This window comes from Maritalea myrionectae DSM 19524 (genome assembly GCF_000423365.1).
Taxonomy (GTDB): domain Bacteria; phylum Pseudomonadota; class Alphaproteobacteria; order Rhizobiales; family Devosiaceae; genus Maritalea; species Maritalea myrionectae.
On the sequence record NZ_AUHV01000003.1, the window covers coordinates 1007794 to 1015795 of the forward strand.

10 protein-coding genes are annotated in these 8002 nt (G+C 50.1%); 2 read left to right on the forward strand and 8 right to left on the reverse strand.

Annotated features, from left to right (window positions below; genetic code table 11):
• The first annotated feature begins 3 nt into the window (after positions 1–3).
• Positions 4–1137, forward strand: coding sequence for a DNA alkylation repair protein (locus tag G549_RS0111160; RefSeq protein WP_027835095.1), 1134 nt, complete (start codon positions 4–6; stop codon positions 1135–1137).
• A 351-nt stretch (positions 1138–1488) separates the two neighbouring features.
• On the opposite strand, the gene G549_RS0111165 is transcribed toward G549_RS0111160, so the two are convergent.
• From G549_RS0111165 to G549_RS20035, 6 genes are all read right to left on the reverse strand, one after another.
• Positions 1489–1695 carry a helix-turn-helix transcriptional regulator gene (locus G549_RS0111165; protein WP_027835096.1) on the reverse strand — a complete coding sequence of 69 codons (207 nt, stop codon included), beginning with the start codon at positions 1693–1695 and terminating at the stop codon, positions 1489–1491.
• The gene (locus tag G549_RS0111170; RefSeq protein WP_036221926.1) at positions 1692–2096 is read right to left on the reverse strand and encodes a hypothetical protein; all 405 of its coding nucleotides are present in this window, start codon (positions 2094–2096) and stop codon (positions 1692–1694) included. The genes G549_RS0111165 and G549_RS0111170 overlap by 4 nt, the downstream gene beginning before the upstream one ends.
• A gap of 73 nt (positions 2097–2169) precedes the next feature.
• Positions 2170–2838: a nucleotidyltransferase family protein gene (locus G549_RS20025; RefSeq protein ID WP_051213646.1), complete on the reverse strand. Its 669-nt coding sequence runs from the start codon at positions 2836–2838 to the stop codon at positions 2170–2172.
• Positions 2839–2908: 70 nt separating this feature from the next.
• Positions 2909–3316 (reverse strand): DUF427 domain-containing protein, encoded by a 408-nt coding sequence (locus G549_RS20030; RefSeq protein WP_036221929.1) that lies wholly within the window; start codon positions 3314–3316, stop codon positions 2909–2911.
• Positions 3317–3333: 17 nt separating this feature from the next.
• Entirely contained in the window at positions 3334–3942 is a 609-nt protein-coding gene (locus tag G549_RS0111185; protein WP_156905537.1) for a flavin reductase family protein, read from the reverse strand.
• A 12-nt stretch (positions 3943–3954) separates the two neighbouring features.
• Positions 3955–4761: a hypothetical protein gene (locus G549_RS20035; protein WP_036221932.1), complete on the reverse strand. Its 807-nt coding sequence runs from the start codon at positions 4759–4761 to the stop codon at positions 3955–3957.
• A gap of 53 nt (positions 4762–4814) precedes the next feature.
• Here G549_RS20035 and G549_RS0111195 point away from each other — a divergent pair, with 53 nt between their 5' ends.
• Positions 4815–6062: an MDR family MFS transporter gene (locus G549_RS0111195; RefSeq protein WP_169449641.1), complete on the forward strand. Its 1248-nt coding sequence runs from the start codon at positions 4815–4817 to the stop codon at positions 6060–6062.
• 4 nt (positions 6063–6066) lie between these two features.
• Here G549_RS0111195 and G549_RS0111200 read toward each other — a convergent pair whose 3' ends face one another.
• Together G549_RS0111200 and G549_RS0111210 are read right to left on the reverse strand one after the other, a co-directional pair.
• Entirely contained in the window at positions 6067–6465 is a 399-nt protein-coding gene (locus G549_RS0111200) for a DUF1801 domain-containing protein (RefSeq protein WP_027835100.1), read from the reverse strand.
• 685 nt (positions 6466–7150) lie between these two features.
• Positions 7151–7681, reverse strand: coding sequence for a hypothetical protein (locus G549_RS0111210; protein WP_156905539.1), 531 nt, complete (start codon positions 7679–7681; stop codon positions 7151–7153).
• Between the last annotated feature and the right edge of the window lie 321 nt (positions 7682–8002).

An 8002-nucleotide genomic window follows, 5' to 3' on the forward strand; every position in this document is an offset into this window, starting at 1 on the left:
AAAATGGTTGAGCCATTTAAGAACTTCTTTTCAATTGCGGTCATTCAACGGATGGCCGCAATTTTGTCTGCGCAGTCGCCAAGTTTTGATGCAACCCATTTCGTTGCGGTCGCATCAATTGACCATGAAACCAACGAACTCAAACAGCGCAGTCAGCAAATTCAAACCGCGCTTAAAGCAACATTGCCCAATCAATTGGACGACCTCGCTCCGATTTTGCTGGGTGCTTTGGGGCCGGAGGCCCCAATTGATGGCGGCGTCACCAGCAATGATCGTGACGGGTTAAACGGCTTTGCGATTATGCCCATTTGCGATTTCGTTGCTGAAATCGGCATTAATGATTGGCCGAAAGCCGCGGCGCTTTTTGAAGAGTTGACCAAGCGGTTTAGCGCCGAGTTTGCTGTGCGGCCCTTCCTTGCAAAAGACCCTGAGGCGACGCTCAAAACCTTTCACCGCTGGGCCAAAAGCGACAATCCCCATGTGCGCCGCTTGGCCTCCGAGGGGTGCCGCCCATTGCTGCCGTGGGGCATCAGGTTGCATGCTTTTGTTAAAGACCCGACCCCACTCTTGCCGATCTTGGAAACTTTGAAAGACGACCCCACAGAATATGTGCGTCGGTCTGTCGCCAACAATATCAATGACATTGCCAAAAACCATCCTGATCTTGTGGCTGATCTGGCGGCCCGATGGATGCAAGATGCCAGCAAAAATCGGCAACGGCTTGTGCGTCACGCTTGCCGCACCTTGATCAAAAAAGGACACCCACCGACTTTGGCTGCGCTCGGCTATAAGCCGATCGAACTGGACCAAAGCAAATTTGAAATTCTCACCCCGACTGTAGAATTCGGCACCGGCTTGAAATTCAAATATTTGCTGACCCCGCATGCCCCGGGCTCGCACCCCTACATTCTGGATTTCGCTATCCACTTCAAAAAAGCAAATGGGGAGCTTTCACCCAAAGTGTTTAAGCTGAGCACAGGAACAATGGAAGGGAACACGCCATTGGCCGGCGAAAAGACAGTGCCGATCAAACCGATCACCACCCGCACATTTTACCCCGGCATCCACAAGTTGGAGCTTTTCCTCAATGGCCGATCATTGGGTGTCGAAAGTTTTGAATTGCAAATGCCCATTTAGCACCGCCACACGTGCCGCTGGCGGAAAGATACGCACACACAATGCAATCACATGCTAGGGCGATAAAGGCGCCTTAGATGGCAAGCCAAACAACAAGTGAGAGCAATCCAAACAGGACTATAAATTCACGCAATACCATACTCATGAAATCTAATATTGAACAAATGCCTTAAAAATCGGTTTAAGCAGCGTCGGCCACACCACCAGAGTGAGCAATACAATAAAGAAATTATATTCATAAAACTATATAATTAACTTATTTGTTAATAATATAGTTTCAATAGACGACCCTGGCCCAAACTTCAACCATTCCCGCGAGTATTTTGGCAAAGAATGGAAGAAGCCAGACCTTCACTCAGCGTTTCCTAGCTCAAACAAATCATGCACGCTGACATTCAGCACCGCCGCCAATTTCAAGGCCAACACAGTCGATGGCACAAACACATGATTTTCAACCGTGTTGATGGTTTTGCGCGACACGCCGACCTCTTCAGCAAGTTGCGCCTGGGTTAGTCCTGCCTTTTTGCGGATCTCGGCCAAATGTGAAACTAAACTCATGCTCGCCCCTTCACATCGGCCCAAACAAAGCTCAGCAAATAGGCCGCCGCGGTGAGCGTGCCCATGGCGGCAAATGCGGTGGGATAGCTCACCCAATCCTGCCAGAGGGGCACGGCAAACGCCGGATAAAGCAATATCGCCACCCAAAAGCCAATGCCTTCGGCTTGCTTGCGGTCAGCAACATAGCCTTCGTCAGTCGCGCGGCGGGCGTTGGCATTGCCTGCTGCAAACGCTGCAATCGCAATGAGAATACTGCTGGCCACCCCGAAAAGGCCGGGCACCCAAAAGGCAAAGGGTTGCGGCGTGCCCATGGCCAAAGCCGCCGCGCCATAAACAAGACAGACCAGACCCGTAAGACCCAACATCCCAGTGCGTACATTTGTGAATAATTCAGACGTCATGTTTCGCTCCTATTTGTAACCTTAAGGTGACATATAGGACATCAAAAATGTAACGTCAAGGTTACACATTGATTTAGTGGTGTTCGACGAATTGAAGCGACATGTCTGGTTGCGGCACCAAATCGGCCGGCACTTCATCTGCCCAAGGTTCCATTTTCAATTCGGGCCAAAGCGCACAAAGCCGCTCTCCCTTATTGAGGTGGGTTTCCTTGTTGGGCAAATTATAGTTTGGCACCAGATTGAAGGCGAAAATTTCTCGCAACCCAAAGGGCGCATAAAGCTCAAATTGATCCTTATTATTCAGCCGCATCCCAACCGAATGGGTGGTGCAGGCAAACCGGTCAATCGCCTCACGCGAATGGTCGAGTTTGGGATATTCAAAACCAAAATGTGCCGGATACCATAAATGCACCCGCGCCTGATTGCGCACCTCAACCGGCACCTGCATGCCTGCAAAAACCGCTTCGGCGTCATTGATGATCTTGTCTTCATCATCATAGGTGGTCGCCCCAGCATCATGATAAAAAATGTCAACATCCTTCACCCCATGCATGGGCGGACGCTCGGTCAAATAATTCCAAACATTGTTGTAAATCGCGCCGGAAACAATCCACGCATCCGGCAAATCCATGGCGCGCAACCGCGCAAAATAATCATAAAGCGGACCAAATTCGCGGCACATCTTAAAAATCAGCGCCGCTTGTTCATCTATGTCCGCATCAGCAAATCTCAAATAGGTCATGGGCAGAACCTACCCGATTCCCCTCGCCTTCAGAAGAACAAAATAGGCACAAAGAGATAAGCTCAACGAACTATTGCGGCGTGATCACCACCCGCACCTTGTTGGGCCAAAATGCCATATAGCCTTTTAAGGCGTCTGAAAACTCGAACGGGTTTTCATATGCCCACCCCAATTCGTCATCACGAAAGGCATAATAGCTGGCATCACCCTTAAGTGGACAATGGGTGGTTTTGTCCAATCGATTCAGCGGCACCGTCACCTCATCTTGCGGCACATAGATAACAGGCGGGTAAAGCGTTTTGCCCACTTCCTGTAGCCACACCGCATTATCGGTCGCGATCAATTGGTCTTCGCCAATCATGATTTCCACATGCGCGCCCACAGGCTGCACCCGCATAAAATGCTGTGGTTGATCGGGCCGCGCCGCAACGCCTTTAAGCGCCAATTCCACGTTTAGATCATTCACTGTCTCAACCATTCTATCCTCCAATCGGATTAGATTTTGGGCCGCGCCAACGCAAAAATATCCTTCACCGCCGCATAGTTGAAATAGCCGAGGCGCCCAACGGCGGCGATCGCTGCTTCATCAATCATACCATCAGTGATCAAGTGGGATTGGATATGCACCCGCACCACCTCGCCGATGATAAAGTAATTATTGATTTTGACGCCCTTATGATCTTCCAGCTGCTTGATTTCCACCAACTTGCATTCAAAAGAGGCTGGCGCACCTGCCAACCGCGGCACATCAACCAACTCGCCGGGCAAGGTCTCAAGGCCCAGTGTTTCAATCTCGCTCATTTCTTCAGCATAAGGCGCGCTGGTGGCATTCATCTGCTCGACCAACGCCAATCCAGCCACATTATGCACAAACGCGCCAGTGGCCTCGATATTACGCAAACTGTCTTTTCGGCCAGAGGAAGAAAACCCCAACAAGGGCGGATTTTCGCTCAGAGCATTGAAAAACGAATAGGGCGCAAGATTGCTGATCCCATCTGCACTGCGCGAGGAAATCCAGCCAATCGGGCGTGGCGAAATCAGCGCCTTAAAAGGATTATGTTTCAACCCATGTCCGTCCGCCGGATTGTAAGAATGGAATGACACTATTTTCTCCTTCTAAGACTTGATCAGCTCCCAGGCACGATCCGGCCCGCTTACTTCAACCACCATGTCAAAATCATCTGCATGCTGCATCATATGCCGGGTGATCCGCTCATAATATTGAATAAACCGGGCAATCCGCGTCTGATCCTGTGGCGTCGCCACCCGACCTACCGCCGCTAAATTCTCTTGTTCCTGCTGCCAACGCCAATCAAAAATTTGCGAGAACGCGCACGGCTTTAAATAGAGCTTATGCACCATCATCTGCCACAAGGGCTGATAGCGCGCCGAAAGATACTGATTGACCGCCCGTCGCCACACCCCAGCCGCATCTTCATCCTGCTCCAATGCATTGATCGGCTCTTGCAACGCCGGTTCGCGCTGAGGCGCGGCGCCGACACACCACCCTTCCAAAAGGATCAATTTTGGTGGCCGTGTCACCTCAAGCCAATCTGAATCCGGCGCCCGATCGTCCAGAGCTTTGATAAATCGCGGCAGCTTCATGCCCGGCGCAATCTCGCCGCGCTGCAATTTGCCCAGCACATCGAGCAGCGTTTCCACATCATGTGTCCCCGGCACACCGCGGGTTGCAAACAAAGGATGTACCTCAGCCGCCAATTTCACCCGTGCCGCTTTTGTCAGATAAAAATCGTCAAGGCTGAGCACCAGCACATCCTCGCCAAAGTGCCCCCGCACTTCCTGCGCCAGATAGCTTTTGCCAATGCCTTGGCCTCCCGCCAGTCCGACCAATGGGCAATTATTTGCCGCCATCAAACGCGCGTAACTCGCGATCAGTCGATCTTTTATATCTTGCTTTCTCATTTGTAATCTCTAAAACTCATCTTTTTATTGCAGCAAATAGACCAACCGAATATTTGATAATCAAACCAAATCACGTGCCGCCCGAAAGCCTTCAAATGTTTGCAGCCCTTAAAGAATTTAACAAGACCATTTGGCTCTTGATTCTCGCCACCTTTGCCTCGCGCTTCTTCCTCTTCATGGTCTGGCCCTTTCTCGCCATCATGCTGCACAACAAATTTGGCCTCAACGAATTTGAAATTGGCGCCTTCCTCACGGGCTCGGCCACGGTGGGGGTCATCTTTGGCTTTTATGTCGGCTATTTGTCGGACATTATTGGTCGCCGCAAAATCATCCTTGTCGGCCTGTTCCTCAACATCCTCGCCATGGCCGTCATCGGCATCGCCGAGAGCCTGCTGGTGCTGTTTCTGGGCACCTTATTGCAATCATTCGGCCGCGGCACGGTGGAAAACCCCGGCAAAGCCCTGATGACCGATATGGTCAGCGACCGCAAGGTCAAGGATATGGCGCTGCATGTGCGTTATTTCATGCTCAATGTCGGCGCCGCCACCGGCCCGCTTCTCGGCACATTCGTTGGCGCCACCGGGCAGCAATCCACCTTTTTATGGATCTCCGGCCTCTATATGGTCTATTTCACCGCCGCAGCCGTCATCTTCAATATTGAAAAACCGCTCAAGCGGACCATGCAGGGCGATCCACTCAAATTCTCGACAGCGCTTTCCGTACTGCGCAAGGACACGCCTTTTCTACTGTTCGTCTTCGCGTCGTTTATTGGCTTTGTGGGCTACGGCCAAATCGAATCCGGCCTGGTGCAATATTTGCGACAAATGAGCGTGCCCGAACTCACCGAACTTTATGCCACACTGATCCTGATAAATGGCGGGACCGTCATCCTCTTCCAATTCGCCTTGCTCAAACTCATGGAAAACTGGTCGCCCTTTTTGCGGGCCATGTCCGGTGTGATCTTCTTTGCCGGCGGCTTTTTCGGCTTTGCCATCGCGCCCACCGATCCCTGGGTCTGGATTATGGTGGCCATGGGCGTGTTGAGCATTGGTGAGGCGATCCTCTTCCCCACCCTCAACATCATCACCGACCGGCTGGCCCCAGAGCATCTAAAGGGCTCCTATTTCGGGGCCTCGTCGCTCTCCAGTTTCGGCTTTGTCTTTGCGCCTTTGTTTGGCGGCTTTTTGCTGCACCAATTTGGCGGCATGGCCCTCTGGCTCACCATGACTGCCCTGACCCTGTTCGTCGCCGTGCTCTATTTCAGCGCCAATCGACTTAAAGGCGGCATGTTGGAAAGCTGAGTACCTACTTCAAATGATAGGTCAACGCGTTGGCAATAAACAGGCGCAGCTGATCTTCCGGCAGCGGCTCATCGACAGAAAAGTGAATACCGCGATTACCCTCATAATGGAATTCATCGGGAAACATGTGCCGAAAATCATCAATGAGCGTCGTTTGGCAATGTACAAAAACCGCGTAATCCTTGAGCTTTGACGGACCAATACGCACGGTCGTGCCGACACATTTTTTGCGTGGCAGATAGGAGGGCTCCCCCCATTTCAGGGTTTCTTCCAGCCCGCCCGTTTGCGGCAGGTCTGCCGCAACTTCAAGGATCAACGAACGCAACTCAAACAACCGATCACGCGCAGGCTCAGCTATGGCCTCAAAGTTGGCTCTCACTTGTTTGTCTGAATCTAAACTCATGTCAGCTAATATTTCCCGCCCCAAACTAAAAAAGTTCGCCGCAAGCTATTCACGGCGAACCAATATTACTTCTTTTTATCGGGACGTTGCGTCAAAACTGAACCCGCTAAGCGCCGCACGTCCTTTTGAGAGATGCTTTTAGGGTTCTTTAGTGCTTTTGATGCAATTGAACCTATTGTTTTCGACGTTTTTTCATTTCTCATCGAAATTCTCCATGCTCACTATGTGCAACACTCTTATTCATTGACAGCAATCGTTGACGCCAATAGGTTCAACTTGTTCTCGATGGCTGGCATCCAACAGCCGGATGCACACATGCTGTTGTTTAAGGGGTGCATAAATGCACCCCTTATTTATTATGCGTATTGAATCAAAACCCAATAAACAGCTTGTCCACGATATGGCGGCATACGATTGCCCTTGGCTATTGGCGCTGTCGTCGTCGGTGTCCCGTCAACTTTCCAGACACCACTTTCAGGACAGGTACCACCAGTCTTAACTCGTGTTCCAATTTTAGTTTTCTGCTGAAAAAGCATCATGCTTTCCTTTTATGTAGGTAAAACATTTGCCCTCAACCTCAAAATGAGTATAAACTCCAGTTGCAATACTGAGAGGTGGGCATCCACACTGATCCCTACTAATCAGCGTTTCTTGGCCAGTCAGTTGCCGCTGACTGGCCAAACCTTTAGAGCTCAATATCATCCATATCATCAAGATCATCTAAGTCATCACTAAAGCCTTTAGTTTCTTGCCTGGTTTCGTCATTTACCGAACCCAAAATGTAGACCCCCTTCTTGCCTGCGACACTGGAAATCATTCCCTTTTGAACCATCCTATAGATTTTGTTCATCAATTGCCGACGTTGGGACACTTCTCCATGACGACGGAATAGTTCAACCATAATGGCATCCAATGAGACCTCACCTTCTGAGGCCGCCAAAATATCGTGAATCTTTTGCTCCAATCCGTCGACCCGGTAAGAAGACAGCTGATTAACTAACTCCTCAGGCAAATCACTTAGGTCTCCCAAGTCGTCACTCACCACTCGGGGCCGAAGCCGATCCCTCAACTCCTTCAACTCACGCATCATCTCATTAAGCGCGGCCGATATTGCACGGTACTTCTCCGCGCGAACCTCATCACCTTCCGCCGCCTGTTTCTCAGCCAATACGTCATACTGAGCAATCATTTCGCTCACCTGATCTTGCGCAGACACAACATTCACCTCGTCTTATTATTTCGTTAAAATATACTTCCAACTCATGCAACGCAAGATCTTTTCTAACTATATTTCCACTTTTGTCTTCTTTTTTCGCTTATTTTTGTCTTTTCTTCCACATTTGTGATTTTTAACGCATATAGGTCTTTAGAAAATCCTCTTTTTGTTGCGCCAAAATAGGGATTCGCTGTAAAATGGCAAGATTGATGAAACTAGGAGGATTAACGCAAGAAACCCCACCGGCTATTTCTAGCGGGTGGGGTTTTTTGTATATTTTACATCGTAGAGATAATTTTGCTTTTAGCAGACTTGGCAACG